This is a genomic window from Rhodococcoides kyotonense (assembly GCF_900188125.1).
Taxonomy (GTDB): domain Bacteria; phylum Actinomycetota; class Actinomycetes; order Mycobacteriales; family Mycobacteriaceae; genus Rhodococcoides; species Rhodococcoides kyotonense.
The window spans coordinates 85,455-100,237 of the sequence record NZ_FZOW01000001.1 but is presented as its reverse complement, the minus strand read 5'-3'; the positions used below and the strand labels follow the sequence as shown (position 1 = coordinate 100,237).

Here is a 14,783-nt window from a genome sequence, read left to right as displayed (position 1 = left end):
TCGTACGTCATGAACCCAGGAGGTGCAATGCCACGCGCAATACATGTTTTCCGCACCCCTGATCGATTCGTCGCAGGAACCGTGGGTGAGCCGGGCGACCGATCGTTCTTCCTGCAAGCCGTCCACGAAACACGAGTCGTGTCGGTTGCTCTCGAGAAGCAGCAGGTCCAGGTGCTCGCCGACCGGATGGGGCTCTTGCTCGACGAAGTTCACCGCCGCTTCGGGGCCGAGGTGCCGCCGGAGGAGACGACCGTCGGCGACACGAGTCCGCTGTTGACTCCGATCGACACGGAGTTCCGGGTCGGAACGATGGGCCTCGGCTGGGATGCCGATGCGAACGCCGTCGTCGTCGAGTTGCTGGCGGTCAGTGAGACCGAGATCGACGAGTCCGTCGTCCTCGACGACACCGAGGAAGGCCCCGACGCCGTGCGGGTGTTCCTCACTCCGATCCAGGCGCGTGAGTTCGCGCTGCGGTCCGAGCGGGTCATTGCGGCAGGCCGTGCGCCGTGCCCGCTGTGTGGACAGCCGTTGGCGCAAGAGGGGCACACGTGTGTGCGGTCCAACGGATACAAGCGTGACGCGACGTTCGGTTCGGCGTCCGAGCTGGGCGACGAACTTTGATCGAAGACAGGCCCCCGTTCGGCGGGCGTGCCGTGATGGAGACCGGCGAGCTGAACGTCGTCGGTCGGGTGGTGTCGGCGAGCAACGCCACTCTGGTGTGCGAGGCGACGCTCGCAGACAGCGGTGACGGATCGTCGGAACCGGTCCGATGTGTGTACAAGCCGATTCGCGGCGAGGTGCCGCTGTGGGATTTCCCCGACGGCACACTCGCAGGCCGGGAGATCGCGTCGTACGAGATTTCCGACGCCCTGGGGTGGGGTGTGATTCCGACCACGATTCTGCGGGACGGCCCGTTCGGTCCAGGCATGGTGCAGCGCTGGATCGACACTCCGGAGAGGCACGGCGAGGACGGAACTCGCATCGATCTCGTCGACATCTGCCCGCCCGAGATGGTCCCGGCCGGGTGGATTCCGGTTCTGCAGGCGTACGACGGGGACGGTGAGGAAGTGGCTCTCATCCACGCCGACGATCCGCGACTGCAACGCATGGCGGTGCTCGACATCCTGTTGAACAACGCCGATCGTAAAGGCGGTCACGCGCTCGAAGGCCTGGACGGGTACGTGTACGGCGTCGACCACGGCATCTGCCTGCATTCGGAGGACAAGCTGCGCACAGTGCTGTGGGGCTGGTCCGGTACCGCTGTCGACGACGCGTTGATGAGCGACATCGTCGAGTTCGTCGACGCGTTCGATACGTCGGTGGAGCCCCGGTTGCGCGGTCACATCACCGAACACGAGATCGAAGCGCTGCTGGCCCGAGCGCGTGGATTGGTCGCCCGACCGGTCATGCCGGAGCCGCGGTCGAGTAGGCCGATACCGTGGCCCGCTTTCTGAGTTCTCTCCGATAGGCTCGTCTGCATGCAGTCTTGGTCCGACACAGCCGTTCCGTCGATCCCCGGTCAGGGGCCACCACTTCGGTTGTACGACACCGCGGACCGGCAAGTGCGCCCGGTCACACCCGGTGCAGAAGCAAAGATGTACGTCTGCGGCATCACCCCGTACGACGCCACCCATCTCGGTCACGCCGCCACGTATCTGACGTTCGACATCGTGAATCGACTGTGGCGTGATGCCGGGCACGACGTGCACTACGTCCAGAACGTCACCGACGTCGACGATCCGCTGTTCGAGCGCGCTGACCGTGACGGTGAGGACTGGCGCGACCTCGGTGCCCGCGAGATCGCTTTGTTCCGCGAGGACATGCAGGCACTGCGTGTGCTGCCTCCGCGTGACTACATCGGTGCCGTCGAATCGATCGACGAGGTGATCGAACTGGTCGAGAAGCTACTCGCATCCGGTGCTGCGTACGTCGTCGACGATGCGCAGTTCCCGGATGTCTACTTCCGTGCCGACGCGACGGCAGAGTTCGGCTACGAGTCCGGCTACGACCGCGCGACCATGGAGAAGTTCTTCGCCGAGCGCGGGGGAGACCCGGACCGAGTCGGGAAGCGCGATCCGTTGGATGCCCTGTTGTGGCGTGCCGTACGTGAAGGGGAGCCGTCGTGGCCGTCCCCGTTCGGTCCTGGCCGCCCCGGCTGGCATGTCGAATGCGCCGCGATCGCGTTGAACCGTATCGGAACCGGATTCGACGTTCAGGGCGGCGGCAGTGATCTGATCTTCCCGCACCACGAATTCTCGGCCGCGCATGCGGAAGCGACGTCGGGCGACGGGCGCTTCGCACGCCACTACGTCCACACCGGCATGATCGGTCTCGACGGCGAGAAGATGTCGAAGAGCCGCGGGAACCTGGTGTTCGTGTCCAAGCTCCGTGCGGAGAACGTCGACCCTGCCGCGATCCGTCTCGGACTGCTCGCCGGGCACTACCGTCAGGATCGGGCGTGGACGGACGAGGTTCTCGAACGCGCGCACACCCGCCTTGCTCTGTGGCGCGCTGCTGCGGCCGTGGAGTCGGCCGTCAGCGCCGACGACGTCGTCGCTCGTCTGCGCCAACATCTGGCCGACGATCTGGACACGCCGAAGGCGCTCGACGCGCTCGACGCGTGGGCGAGTTTCGCTGTGGAGCAGGGTGGTTCGGACACGACGGCGCCGGGATCGTTCGCCGACGCAGTCGACGCGTTACTCGGCGTGTCGCTGCGCTGACGGTGCTTCTAGTCGCCAGGGGCCAGGTCGCGCAGTAGATCGGGGATCGAACGTTCCTCCATCACTGCGCGGCCCGACTCGTGCATCGCGGTCGCCAACTCCGGGTCCCATGCGCTCGAGGTCGGAAACCCTTTGAGCGGCTCGGAATTTCGTGCGTCCAACGCGTGACGATAGGATTCGGCGTCCATGCGCCACGGAGTCGCGTCGTATCGGCTGATCGCCCGGGATGTCATCTGCAGTCCGGGCCAGTCGAAGTCGTTGCGCCAGTGCAGGTTCGTCCCCGGTGCGAGACCTGCCAGCAGTTTGTGCAGCGCGGCGGACGGCTGACCGTCCGTGCACAGGAGTGTTGCCGACCGTGAGCCCAGTGTGCGGGCGGCAGCTGCGACGACGGCGATGTTCTCGCACACGAAGATTCGCTCGGCCGTGTTGGTCAGCGAGCCTCGCCCGATCATGTCGAGGGTGAGAGCAAATGGAATCCCCTCCGCCGCAGCCTCGTTCAACCAGCGTGCAACGGCGTGGTCCTCGGCAACGCGGTACCCCAACACCACCACTCTGCTCGACAGCGCGTCCACCGACACTCCCGCGGTCTCCCACAGAAGCCGTATACCGACCGGATCGGCAGGGCGCGGGATACCTTCGCGCAGAGACAGGGCGTCGAGCACGAGCCGCGGTGCGCCACCGGACGCCAGAGCCTTCGTGTCACCGCACGCCGACTCGGCGAGCTCGGTCAGCGACAACCCGTCGACCGGAAGCACGGCGAGGACGCGGGCAGCGGTGCGCAGTGAATCGACCGCGACACGACCACCGAGGGTTCCGTCCTGATTGAGCAGAGAAGACAACCAGCGGTCGGCCCAGTCGCCGTGGGATTCCAGAAGAGTGCGGGCGTCGGACAGTGCGCGCGCTTTGACGTCGGCTTTGTCTGCGGCGAGTTGCTTCTTGTCCTGCAGCGGTGTCTGCTCGTTCAGTGTGGCGAGCAGCCCGCGACCGCCGTTGCGCGGGTGCGTCAGCCACTCGTCGAATCTCGCCAGGTCGAGGCGTGTGGTGTGCGCACGACTGTGCAGCCCGGAGCTGGATCTCGAGATCGCACTGCACAACCGCCACAGGTCGGGCGGGTCACCGAGATGGATGGTGACCGTGCCGGTGACGTTCAGCCAGTTCGATTCCAGCTTCTTGCGTGCCGCCGCGAGCAGTGCATCGAGTTCTGCTGTCCCGCGCCAGGTTCCGTCATCGGGCAAATTCGAGCCCTCCGTCCGCGCGCGTCGGGACTCGCCGTGTCAGTGGGGAGCCGAGGGCCGCTGCGAGGTCGGTGCCGTCGTGTTCGGCGAACAGCTCACCGTTCTCCCAGACGAGCAGCGCGGCACTGACGGAATTCTCGGCGGTGGAGTGCGCCAGGTCGTAGTGTGCGCAGCCAGGGACGTCCGAGTACGTGATCCAGAGGTCGTAGCCGGTCATGAACAGGTCCAGGTCGAACTGGACGCTGAGACCGAGCAATTCGCTCCGTCCGTTGTCGTCGACACCGGCGAATGCCTCGTCCAACGCGAGCAGTCGTGGGGAGTGCGGGTCGGCCGAGGACAGCATCACGTGGGCTGCAGCGAACAGCGGAAGGTGCAGTGACACCGACTGTTCACCGCCCGACAGCGCGCTGTGCCGCGCGACCGTCAGTCGGTCTTCCGTGCCGTCGCCGCGGATGAGCGAGAACGAGAAGACACGCCAGCGTCGGTAGTCGAGTGTCGTCGCGAGAATCTCCGGATAGGACCGTTCGGGGTGTGCCGCGCGCGCGATCCTGATCTCCGACGCGAAGTGCGCTCGCATCGACGCGAGGTCGTCCGCGCTCAACGCAGACGCGTCGCGGTCGAGCAACTTCGAGATCGCTCGGGCGCCCTCGTCGAGATTGTCGGCGAGCACCCAGTGCACACCGATCGTGTTGCCCGACGACATCTTTCGCTGCTTCATCTCGGTGGACATCTGCGCGATCAGCTCGCGCGCGTCGACGGTGCGTTCGTGAATCTGCTGCGCCAACCCGGTGAGCAGTGCGTCTTCGAGGATCCGCCGTTCGTGCTCGGTGAGCAGGAGTTCCTGGTTCGAGCGTGCGTCGGCGATGCGTTCGGCGAACTCGCCCACCGAGGAGTAACCCTGCTCGTCCTGAACTCTCACGACGGTCAACCCGTCGGGTGCGTCCCACTGCAGCCGGTAGTCCTGCCCTGAGGCGGCGAGCTGCGAGTCGAACTCCTGGAGTGCACCGGTCAACGCGGTCCGCGTGCTCTTGCGGTACGTGTCACTTGCCTTGACCGACGACGTCGCGGCGTCGAGGGCGTCGTGCAGTCGGTGTACCACCTCGGGCAGCACGGCGAGGTTGTCGTCGGGAGATTCGACATTCCGAATGCGGTAGAGAAGTTGATCCACTGTCAGCCACGCGGATTCGCTCGCCGGCCATGCGTAGGACTCCTCGACGCCGAGGATGGTAAGCAGATCCTTGCGTGCGTACGGTGCGAGCCGTTCCGTGTCGGTCAGAGTCTCGGTCAACGCGGCCCGCAGGCTCTCCTGCGCGGTATTGCATGCACCCTCGGCCTTGCCGATCGCCTCGCCTGCCTCCTTGTCGGCCTTGCGTGCGGCCCGCTGTTCCGCCTTGCACTTGTCGATGCGTTCGCGTGCCTGTTCGAGGTCCGCGTCGATCTGATCGGCTGTGGCACCGAGCTTTTCGCTGAGAATCTCGAGGCGCTGCACCTGCTGGAGATGATTCTCCTCGGCGATCGCGGCTTCCTCGGCAAGCTCCTCGGCGAGACCCGTCGCCTCCTCGAGTCTGTTCTGTGCCTCACGCTGCCGTTCGCTCTCGCGAGTGTTGTCGCCGCGGCGACGCAGCACGAGTGCGCCCTGGTTCTCGAAGTGCCGAATGGCGGCAGCAAGCGAATCGACGTCTCGGGCAGTGTGTGGGGTGCGGTGAGCGACCGCGGTGGTGCGCAGGTGCTTCTCCCGGGCGGACAGTTCCGCGATCGCCTGATCGAGCTCGCTGTCCGCTGCCGTCGACGCGGCCTGCGAGGTGCGGAGGGCGCCTGCCGATTCCGTGACGGACTTCTGTGCCTTGACGATGCCTGCCACCTTCGGCAGCTGCTTCGTGGCGGCGGCAAGGCCACGGAGAAGTTCGCCTGCGGCGCGTTCGGTCTCCTGGGCGGCCGTCAGCGCGGCCTCGGTCGTCTCGATGGAGCTGTCGAGCTCGGCGATACGTGCGGCGCGGCGCCTTGCACGAGCGGTCGCGCCGATGTATTCGGCATCGGTCTTGACGTGGCGACCTAGTTGGACGCCCTGCCAGAAGCGGCCGTCGACGCCGACCGAGACGGCAGAGCCGTCCGGTGCATGCGGGTCCGTTGCCAGAGCCACGGACTCGAGGATCGCGCGGACGGCGTGCTCGGGTACGTCGGTTCCCGGCTCGATCTCGAGGACATCGGCGAGCGTGGAACCGGTGGGACGATCTGCCTCGGGAAGCGCGACGAGAAACTGGTCGGACTCGGGTGCCGTCGCGGCGTCCGACGCCGACACCCAGCCGTCCAGGAGATTGGCGGCATGAAGTGCCGCCTCGACGCCTGCTGCATCGGCCCCGTCGATGCCGTCGGCGAAACGCACGAGTTGCCACAGCGGTGCGCCGACGAGCCCGTCCCGCGAACTGGTTCGCGCGGCGAACGGCGGGGGAGCGTCGTCGTGCTGGGCGCTGATCGACTCGCGCTCGGAGCGCATCGCTGTGAGCTCGTCCGAGAGCGTGGTCGACGTCATCGACGCCTGTGCGCGTCGTGCACGCACCGACTCGAGGCCATCGGCCGACGCGTCGGCGAGCACCGTGTCGAGGCTCGGCGCGTCCTCCTCGCCGATATGAGGCACGGCAGCGTCGAGGTGCTCGAACGCCGCGACACCGATGTCGGCCGACGCGTACAGCGAGGAGTGCTCGGACCACCACGCGCGCAGGCCCGATGCGTACTGCGCCCTCGCGAGCTCGACGGCCGCCTCCGCCTCGGTGACGGCGGCGCGCGAGGCGTCGAGGAGTTCGCGTGCTCGGGAGCTGCTCTTGTCCGCCCGAACACGTTCGGTCGACGCCTTCTCCACGGTGCCGATTGCCTCACGCACCGCACGGATGTCGCCGTCGCGTTCCTCGGCATGCCCTCGAAGGGCGGTGCTGAACTGATCACTGCGCGAGTTCGACGGCATGGGCGTCCAGACGATGCCCGCGTCCTCGGCCGCCACCAACAGGTCGTCCTCGGCGCGGCTCAGTGCGGCGACCGAATCGCGCATCGCCGTGTCCGCGCGCGCGGCCTCCGTGGACCGCTGTTCGAGATCGGACTGGGCCTTGCGCGCCCGTTCGGTCTGCTGCGCCGCGGACACCTTCAGCTTGGCTGCCGACTCGGCAAGATCGTCCAGCTGTTGTTTGCCCTCGTAGGCGCTCGAACGCTGCAGCGTCTCACGGTCGGCCACAGCCTGATCGAAAGCGCGCTCGGCGTCGTCGAATCGTTTTTCTGCCTCTGCGCGCTCGGTCAGGCGGCGTTCCTTCAACGCCGCCGCAGCGAAGTTGGCCGTCGTCGCATGCGTGACGGCCTCGAGGCGTCGAGTCACGGTCTCGACGTCCGAACGTGCTTGCACACGAAGATATTTCGAGTACACGGTCACGAAGTTCTTCGCAGCATGGTCGGCTTGGGCGAGTCCTTCCAGCGCGCGACCGACTTCTTCCATGTCGCTGAACGAGCGCGCCGCTTCGAGCACCAGCTGGTCGTCGAGCGGACGTAGGCCGTCGGTCAGTGCCTGCGACAGGCCCTTCGGATCGAGGTTCTTCGCCAGCTGGGGCCGACGCAGCGTCAGGATCAGGTTGATCAACTGGTCGTATCGCTGCGCGCCGAGGCCGAACATCCGCGCATCGATCGAGGCGCGATAGTCGACGGGACGGTCGGTCAGCGCATCGGTGCCGAGCTGCTCGGCGAGCTGCTTCTTCGTCAGCGGGCGGTCGTCCGAACCGAGCAGCGAAAAGTCCACTCCCGCACGGCCGTCGGTGACGAAGTACCATCGGGTGACCTTGTCGTTCGACTTGCTCGCCCGCATGCCGATGCCGACGGTCACCGACTCCGGATCTTCTCGCGAACCGCGCCCGAACTCCATCCAGACGTACGAATGTGCGCTTTCCTGGCCGCGATACAGCAGGTTGGACTTCATCGTGCGCTCTTCGCCCGCAAAGGGATTGAGCCTGCGCGGCTCGATTCGTCCGTCCAGTACGAAGGGGAACAGCACCTCGAGCGCCTTGGTCTTTCCCGACCCGTTCGGTCCACGCAGCACGAGGCGGCCGTCGGCGAACGAGAATTCCTGGTCACGGTAATCCCACAGATTGATGATTCCCGCGCGGGTGGGGCGGAAGCGCTGAGTATGTGCAGTCATCTAGTGCGCCTCGATATCTGTGATGTCGCGAGCTGTGGTGTCGTCGAACAGTGAATCCTGCGGGGCCCGCTCACGGACGCTGACCATGACATCTCGGTAGCGTGCGATCGCGGGGAGAACCAGCACACCGCCGGACATGGTGTGCACCAACCGAAGTCGATCGAGCATCGTGATCGCGCGGTCGCGGAGTCCATCGGGGTCCGCCTGCCACTGCGCGGCGAACGTCTTACCGAACCGCTCGATCAGGTCGGTGACGATGTGTGCGAGCCAGCTGTTCTCGAGGAACGGGTACGTCGTCGGATCCGAATCGTCACTGGAACCTTCTGCTGCAGAACCGAATTCGGCCAGATCGTCGAAGATCCCGCCGCCCGGAATCGCGGCGTCGAGGCTGTCGACGAGGTCCGTGTCGTCCGGCAGTGCATAGCGGGTCAATTCCGGTGCGTCGGGATCGATCACGCGGTCCGACATCTCACCGGCCAGCAACAGTGCAACCTGCGCGATGGTCCCGGTGCTCGGAAAACGTATGTCGGACAACCGACCCGACGTGTCGATCAGCGCAACACCCTCCGCGCGACGCTCCGACACCAACCCGGTCAGCATCTCGACGTCGGCCACGGTCCGCTCTGCGCCCAATGCGGATCTCCCGTCTCGATCCAGATCGTCGAAATAGACGACGGGCCTCTCCACGAGGGCACGTCGGACTCGTCGAAGCGTCTCTTTCGGATCGGAGGGAGTCGGGGTGTCGTGCTCGTCGTCGACGACGGCGTCGGATCCGGACAGAAGGCCGGTGACCGATCGCAGGTGTTGCACTGCGCGCGGCGGCCGGAACAGCGCGACGACGACGGATCGCTCGATGTCGTAGAGCGCCTCACCCGCCGACGGGTTGCTCGCCCAGCCGCCCGCGTCGCCGTCGGCAAGGGAAATCGCGCCGCGAGCGCCGAGCCATCCGACGGCGTCGACGAACGCGTCTCGGTCTGCTGCTCGGTCCGTCGCGAGTTCGACTCCGTCGACCTGCCCGGCTTCGGCTGCGACGTGATCGGCCAACTCGGACAACGTGATCTGGTTGCCGGCGCGACCCAGTGCGGCCAGAGCCAGCGCGAGATAGGCGTAGCGACGACGGTCGAAGATGCGATCGGAGGCCGTGCGAGCGGGTTGACTGGTGTCGAGTGCGTCGATGACGGGGAACAGTCGCGCGGTGGTTTCGGTGACCTCGAGTCGGTAGCCGAAGAGATCGAGGAGGTCCTCCCGAAGTTCGGTGGCCCATCGACGCAGCAGAGGAAGCGCGATCCGATCGGGATACGTCGTCGTCACCAGATGGTTCGACAGAGCTATCCGTGCCGCGCGCTGGTAGGAATCGAGTGCGAGAGTGGGAATGTCGCGTGCTCTCACCGGCGCGCCACCTCCGCGACCTCGAGCGTCAACCGGTCGAGGTGCAGCCGCCCACGTGCTGTCTGGACGACCGTCGAGGTCGGACTCTCGCTCAGCGTGAGTTTGACGCCGCTGTCCGAGCCCGTGGATCCCGACGTCTGTCCGCTGACCCGCACTCGGGCGGTCAACGCGGCATTGAGCAGACTCAACAGAACCTCGGTCTCCTCTTCGTCGAGAGTGCGTTCGTAGACACCCGACGATGCCAGAGAGTGCGCTGCGATGCTGCGTGAGCGTTGCGCCTCGAGCTGGCGTTCGCGAAGGCGTCGCACACTGCCGTCGTTGCGCTGTAGCCGGCCGGGAAGGCCGGGGGACGGAGTCCGGCCCGTCTCGGCGAGAGTGCGGGAGATCTCGACGGGAGGCGCCTCCCACCACGTTCGCGACGTCGGGATGATGTCGGCATCCGGATGCACCATCGAGAGGTGGCGAGGGCGTCCGAGACCGAACACTGCGTGGAACAGAGCATGCGCGCTGTCCTCGGTGGGAGTGTTCGAGAACCAGCCGGCCAGATGACGCAGCTGGCTTTCTCGGCTCACACCGCCTTTACGAGTCTCGGTCACGCGTCGGAGCAGCGACAGAACCGCTGCGATGGCGCTCATCGTTCCTTCGCGAAGGCGTTCCGACTCGCTGAGCTCGGCTTCCGCGGCGACGAACCAGTGGGACAGGCCGGACCAGCGTGCCTGCCAGTCGGCGCGCCGTTCGTCGACGGTGAGGAAGACACGTTCGTCGCTGACGGCGGCTCGCTCGATGAGGGCGTCGATGCCGCTGTCCTCGACGACGCCGATGGCTTCGGCCAGCTTGGGGGCGTAGCGAGTCAGATCGGAACTGAACTCACGCATGTGCGTCAGCAGCGCGTCCTTGTGTACGAGAAAGGACTCGGGAGTGATCTCGGTGGTGCGGACGAGGTCACCGAGCACCAGATAGAAGTGCGCGGCGCGCGTGGCCATCTCCGACAGCGTGGAGTCGAGCCTCGACAGCTTGCGGTAGATGAGGTCACCGTCGGCCTGGCGGTTCGCGTCGGCCAGCTCGTGCATGTCCGCGAGCAGTTCCGGCAGCACGAGCCTCGACAGCGATGCGTCGTCGAGCCGTGCGCCGAGGACGTCCTCGACGGCACGGAACGCCTTGTAGCCTGCTTGGCTGAACTGGTAGACGAAGTGGCGGTTGCGGTACTCCGCCAGCGTGGCCGCGCGCGAACCGTCATAGCTGCGTTCGAGCAGCTCCCAGGCGTGCAGCTGCTCGAGCAGAGGCCCGATCTCCGCCGCGCTCAGCTTCAGGTCCTCGGGGGCGTTCCTGGCGAGCGTGTCGGCGATGTCTGCGGCGTGCAGCAGGACGACGTAATTGGCCCGGGCGATGTCGAACGCCCGCAGCACCCACAGGTACTCCTGGCGCTTCTCCGCGACGGTGAACGCGAACAGCTTGAGGCGATCTTCCTGCAGAAACGCCGCCGCGCCACCCAGACGTGCGTTGTCGTCACCCGAATCGCTCACTGGAACAGGGTAGGGCGTTGGCGTGTAGGAGTGAAAACACGAGCCTGCGGGACGGTCACGTGTCGAGGCGACGGCGGGCGGTATCGGTGCGGGTGTCGACCGCAATGGACGCCCCGGCCGCCGCGAGTCCGACTACCGGCATGTTCACGTAGATCGACTCGTGATCTCCTGGCCCAACGCGGTAAGTCTCGTGGAAGACCCCGACATCACCGCTCGACCCGACGCTTCTGTTGAAGTTCCGCCACGCCGGTAGGTGAAGGTCGTCGGGGTTCTTCGCGAACTTCTCCAGCTGGTCGAAGCTGCGCCAGTACTGAATGAGCGTGAACGTTCTGCCGCCCAGCATGATTCGGGCGTCGAGCAAACCAGCCTCCGGGTGGGCGCGAAGCTCTTTCAGCATCGCGGGCATGGCGAAGAAGGGCCGCACCCACCTGCGGACTTTCCGCCACTTGTTGATCCGTATCCCGATGACGAACACCACGAAGTCGCCTTCGATGCGCGCGGTATGCCGGCCGGGCAGAACCCGATTCGTCTCCATGGCAGTCACCTCTCGTCATATTGGATAGCATTACTATCCAATATGACCGAGAGGGCCGCCGGGCGCAAGACCTAGTGCAGTTCGACCGTCACCTTGCCGTCCACGATCGCGGCGGGATATGTCGCGACCGCATCGATTCCGCTTGCACATGTGCCGTCGTCGAGCGAGAACGCGTACTGATGCAGCGGGCAGACGACGACCGAACCGTCGATCTGCCCGTCCGCGAGGGGACCGCCACGGTGTGGGCAGACCGCGTCGGTCGCGCGCACGGTGCCGTCGCCGAGCAGGAACACCGCCACCTGTCTTCCGTCGACGACGTAGGCGCGACCCTCCCCGGGTGTGAGGTCGTCGAGCGAGCCGACCGGGACGCTCATCGAACCGGTACCTGCGGCAACGGCAGCAGGGGGAGGGACGGCGCGAACTGGGCGGGGGACTTCTGTTCCACCCTGTCCTGCCAGGGATCGCGGTAGCCGTTCACCGATGTCTGCATGCGGTCCTCCAATCCCGCGACGATGCCGTCGCCGTCGTCGATCAATCGGCGTTGCAGTTCTTCCAGGCCGACACGCGGAACCCAGGCGTACGTTCGCTCGAGCCACTGCGCGGACTCGCGATAGTGCTGAATGAACACTCCTGCGACACGGACGACTTCGTCGGCGCCGACGACGGTCGCCAGAAGATCGCCCTTCCGGATGTGCGCGCCTGCCGCTCCTCCGACGTAGATCTCCCATTTGTCGTCGCCGACCGACACGACACCGAGGTCCTTGCACAGTGCCTCGGAGCAGTTGCGGGGACACCCAGCCACCGCGAGCTTCAGCTTGGCGGGCGTCTCCAGTCCTTGGAAGCGCTCCTCCAGCGCGATTCCAAGAGCTGTCGAGTCACCCAGACCGAACCGGCAGAAGTCGCTGCCGACACACGTTTTCACCGTGCGCATGCTCTTGCCGTAGGCGAACCCGGACGGCATGTCGAGGTCACCCCAGACCTTCGGTAGGTCTTCCTTCTTGATGCCGAGCAGGTCGATGCGCTGGCCTCCGGTCACCTTCACGAGCGGTACCCGATACTTGTCCGCAACGTCGGCGATTTTGCGCAGCTGATCGGGCGTCGTCACGCCACCTTTCATCTGCGGAACGACGGAGAACGTGCCGTCGCGCTGGATGTTGGCATGCACGCGGTCGTTGATGAACAGTGCACCGCGTTCGTCGACCCAGTCCGGTCCCCAGACGGTCCGCAGCAACGACGCGAGCGGCATCTTGGACGGAGCGTCCTCGCGGCCGTCGGTGGCCAACTCGGCGAACACCTGCGAGACCGACCGCAGGTCACGGTCGCGGATCACGTCGATCAGTGCAGGCTTGGCCAGCGGAATGCACGGTACGTACCAGTCCGCTGCCGGATCGGCCTCCACCGCGCCACCGGCGGCGCAGGCCAGGATGTCGGCGACGAGGCCCTTGCACGACCCGCAGCCCTTACCCGCTCGGGTCGCGGCTGTGACGTCGCCCATCGATTTCGCGCCCGCGTGGACGCACGCGACGATCGCCCCCTTCGTGACTCCGTTGCAGTTGCACACCTGCACGTCGTTGGCGAGCTCGGCCGCTCCCGTGGAGGCGCTCGGAGTGCCCATGTCGAACAGCATGCTGATGCGCTCGTCCGGGAGCGGCACTTTCTCGTCGAACGCCTGCGTCAGGAAGTTCGCCTTGCTGATATCACCCAGAAGTGTTGCGCCGATGAGCTTTCCGTCACGCACGACGACGGACTTGTACGTCCCGCTGCGTGGCTCGTAGAACTGCACGAACTCGTCGTCGTCGCGCTCGGGGCCTTTCACGCCCATCGCTGCGACGTCCACTCCGGCCACCTTCAGCTTCGTCGTCAACCGTGAACCGTGATATGCAGCAGCCGAATTCGTACCCGCGAGATGCTCGGCCAGAACGACGGCCTGCTCCCACAGCGGCGCGACGAGACCGTAGACCTCACCGCGATGCTGGCAGCATTCGCCGACCGCATAGATGGATCCTTCGTCTTCGCAACGCAATTGGTCGTCGACGACGATGCCTCGCTCGATCACGAGCCCGCCTCCTCGGGCGAACTCGACGTTGGGACGAATGCCCGCGGTGACGACGATCATGTCTGCGGGCAGTGAACTGCCGTCGTTGAACGCGACACCCGCGACTCGGCCGGACTCGTCACGTAGCACCGCTGTGGTTCGCCGCGACGTGTGCACGCCGACACCCAAGGACTCGATCTTGTTGCGCAACAAACGGCCACCACGCTCGTCGAGTTGCTGGTTCATCAGGTGGCCGGGGGAGTGGACGACGTCGACGTCGAGCCCCTGCGTCCGCAACCCGTAGGCGGCTTCCAGCCCAAGAAGTCCGCCGCCGATGACGACGGCCCGTAGGTCGTCGTCGGACGCGGCCATCTGCAGCATTCCGTTGGTGTCTTCGATCGTCCGGAACCCGAAGACACCGCGCGCGAGTCGGCCGTCCGATTCACGCAGGCCGTCCATGTTGGGAAAGAACGTGTTGCTGCCGGTGGCGATCACGAGGATGTCGTAGGCGACCTCGCGTCCGCTCTCGCAGCGCACCGACTTCGCGAACCGATCGAGTGAGACGGCGCGATCGCCGGCGTACAGCGTCACGCCGTTGTCGCGATACCAGCTCATCGGGTTGAGCAGGAGGTCCTCGTCGTCGACACCGGTCTCACCGGCCAGTACGTGCGACAACATGATTCTGTTGTAGTTGCCGTACGGCTCGTCGCCGATCATGGTGACGTCGAAGCGGTCGGCGCCGCGCTTCAGGATCTCCTCGACGGTCCGCGCGCCTGCCATGCCGTTACCGACGACCAGAAGCCGCTGCCGAGTCCCAGGCGTCATCAGATCAACACCAGACCGAAGTCGACGACGATTTCTCCGGTGGTTCCCTCGGGCGCCGCGACCACCAGTTCGAGCACCGAATCGGGATCGACGTCCTCGACCACCCGCAGCGGAATGTTGACTCCGCTCTTTGCTCCCATCGGGAACATGCGCATCGGCTGACCGTCGCGCAACAGTGTCACGACGACCAGTTCGTCGCTCGAATTTCCGCCTCGAAAATAGAGCGGCTGCGCGATCGACCCGGATGGAACGACGAAGGTGGTGGACGCATCGACCGACTCGGGCTTGCCGAGACCGTGTCCGACGAATGGAAAGACGCCCTGCAGGAAACGCGGTGTGCTGGCCATGGA

11 protein-coding genes are annotated in these 14,783 nt (G+C 66.0%); 3 read left to right on the top strand and 8 right to left on the bottom strand.

Annotated elements, in window-relative coordinates; translation table 11 throughout:
* Positions 1-27: 27 nt before the first annotated feature.
* The 3 genes from CHB96_RS00385 to mshC are packed head-to-tail and all read left to right on the top strand — an operon-like array spanning position 28 to position 2,720.
* Positions 28-621 (top strand): DUF3090 domain-containing protein, encoded by a 594-nt coding sequence (locus tag CHB96_RS00385; protein ID WP_089243004.1) that lies wholly within the window; start codon positions 28-30, stop codon positions 619-621.
* Between the two features lie 35 nt (positions 622-656).
* On the top strand, positions 657-1,454 hold the full coding sequence (locus CHB96_RS00380; protein WP_176444092.1) for an SCO1664 family protein: 798 nt from the start codon (positions 657-659) through the stop codon (positions 1,452-1,454).
* A gap of 24 nt (positions 1,455-1,478) precedes the next feature.
* The gene (gene mshC, locus CHB96_RS00375) at positions 1,479-2,720 is read left to right on the top strand and encodes a cysteine--1-D-myo-inosityl 2-amino-2-deoxy-alpha-D-glucopyranoside ligase (protein WP_089242614.1); all 1,242 of its coding nucleotides are present in this window, start codon (positions 1,479-1,481) and stop codon (positions 2,718-2,720) included.
* 8 nt (positions 2,721-2,728) lie between these two features.
* Here mshC and CHB96_RS00370 read toward each other — a convergent pair whose 3' ends face one another.
* The 8 genes from CHB96_RS00370 to CHB96_RS00335 form a co-directional block, all read right to left on the bottom strand.
* Positions 2,729-3,955, bottom strand: coding sequence for a TIGR02679 family protein (locus CHB96_RS00370; RefSeq protein ID WP_089242613.1), 1,227 nt, complete (start codon positions 3,953-3,955; stop codon positions 2,729-2,731).
* Positions 3,945-8,126, bottom strand: coding sequence for a TIGR02680 family protein (locus CHB96_RS00365; protein WP_089242612.1), 4,182 nt, complete (start codon positions 8,124-8,126; stop codon positions 3,945-3,947). Before CHB96_RS00365 ends, CHB96_RS00370 begins: the two co-directional genes overlap by 11 nt.
* Positions 8,127-9,515 carry a TIGR02678 family protein gene (locus tag CHB96_RS00360; RefSeq protein ID WP_176444052.1) on the bottom strand — a complete coding sequence of 463 codons (1,389 nt, stop codon included), beginning with the start codon at positions 9,513-9,515 and terminating at the stop codon, positions 8,127-8,129.
* A complete protein-coding gene (locus CHB96_RS00355) occupies positions 9,512-11,008 on the bottom strand; it encodes a TIGR02677 family protein (RefSeq protein ID WP_176444091.1) in 1,497 nt (498 codons plus the stop codon). Before CHB96_RS00355 ends, CHB96_RS00360 begins: the two co-directional genes overlap by 4 nt.
* 85 nt (positions 11,009-11,093) lie before the next feature.
* On the bottom strand, positions 11,094-11,573 hold the full coding sequence (locus tag CHB96_RS00350; protein WP_089242610.1) for a DUF4188 domain-containing protein: 480 nt from the start codon (positions 11,571-11,573) through the stop codon (positions 11,094-11,096).
* 71 nt (positions 11,574-11,644) lie between these two features.
* On the bottom strand, positions 11,645-11,947 hold the full coding sequence (locus CHB96_RS00345) for a Rieske (2Fe-2S) protein (RefSeq protein ID WP_089242609.1): 303 nt from the start codon (positions 11,945-11,947) through the stop codon (positions 11,645-11,647).
* On the bottom strand, positions 11,944-14,433 hold the full coding sequence (nirB, locus tag CHB96_RS00340) for a nitrite reductase large subunit NirB (RefSeq protein WP_089242608.1): 2,490 nt from the start codon (positions 14,431-14,433) through the stop codon (positions 11,944-11,946). The genes CHB96_RS00345 and nirB overlap by 4 nt, the downstream gene beginning before the upstream one ends.
* Positions 14,433-14,780, bottom strand: coding sequence for a molybdopterin oxidoreductase (locus CHB96_RS00335; protein ID WP_089242607.1), 348 nt, complete (start codon positions 14,778-14,780; stop codon positions 14,433-14,435). The genes nirB and CHB96_RS00335 overlap by 1 nt, the downstream gene beginning before the upstream one ends.
* Between the last annotated feature and the right edge of the window lie 3 nt (positions 14,781-14,783).